We start from the raw sequence: 1,032 nt of genomic DNA, 5'->3' as shown, positions 1-1,032 counted from the left end.
TGCTCGCCTGTTTGAGTCTCCGCAAGGTTTAGGTATGCAAAAGGCATCTGCCAGTCTTATGCAGAATACCAACTTGAATCGACTGAAGTCTGCTGATATGAACCGTTTCAATGACGGGTTTGACTTATGGCTCAAAGAAAATAATATCAATCCAGTTGCAGGCCATACTAACTCTCACTATGTGCAGCAATATAATGAGAAGGTATGGGAAGCTGTACGCATCGGTATGGATGAGGCTACGCCTAAGTCTATCCGTATGGCAGCAGAGGGGCAGCAAGCTATGTATCGTGAAGCATTAGCATTACGTCAACGCTCTGGTGAAGCTGGGTTTGAAAAGGTTAAAGCAGATGATAAGTACATGCCTGATATTTTTGACAGTATGAAGGCTCGTCGTCAATTCGGTATGCACGATAAAGAAGATATCATTGAGTTATTCTCTCGTGCTTATCAGAACGGCGCTCGTAAAATTCCAAAAGAAGTAGCGGATGAAATTGCACGAGCACAAGTAAACCGTGTTGTGGATGCCACTCTGACAGGACGTATGAGTTTCGAAAAGGCTATGTCTGGTCAGACTAAAGCAGAGTATGAAGCAATAATGCGCAAGGCAGGCTTCAGTGATGAAGAAATTGAAAAGATGGTAGAAGCTCTGGATAATAAAGAAACCAAAGATAATATCTCTAACCGAGCTAAGATGAGTTTAGGCTTAGATGTTACTCAAGAGTACAATGGCATTCGTATGCGTGACTTTATGAATACTAACGTGGAAGAGTTAACAGATAACTACATGAAGGAAGCGGCAGGTGGTGCTGCCTTGGCTCGTCAAGGTTTCTCTACCTATCAGGCTGCACTTAATGCAATTGACCTTGTAGAGCGAAATGCACGAAATGCAGCTAAAGATACAAAAGCACACGCACAATTTGAAGCGGAGTCTGCTAAGATTCGTCAATCAGAGCCTGATTACAAGAAGGCACAAGAGAAGATTGAAGAGCTAAAGAAGCGACTTAAATTGAAAGAGAAAGATGAAGCAGCAGG

At 42.8% G+C, this 1,032-nt stretch carries 1 protein-coding gene; it reads left to right on the top strand.

Annotated features, from left to right (window positions below):
• Positions 1–73: 73 nt before the first annotated feature.
• Positions 74–1,032, top strand: a 959-nt coding sequence (locus BAW75_RS08585) for a hypothetical protein (protein ID WP_208635210.1), incomplete at its 3' end; no start/stop codon positions are given.

Source organism: Micromonospora chalcea, from assembly GCF_002926165.1.
GTDB lineage: Bacteria > Actinomycetota > Actinomycetes > Mycobacteriales > Micromonosporaceae > Micromonospora > Micromonospora chalcea.
The sequence above is the reverse complement of the archived record's forward strand: the minus strand, read 5'-3'. Positions and strand labels throughout refer to the sequence as shown.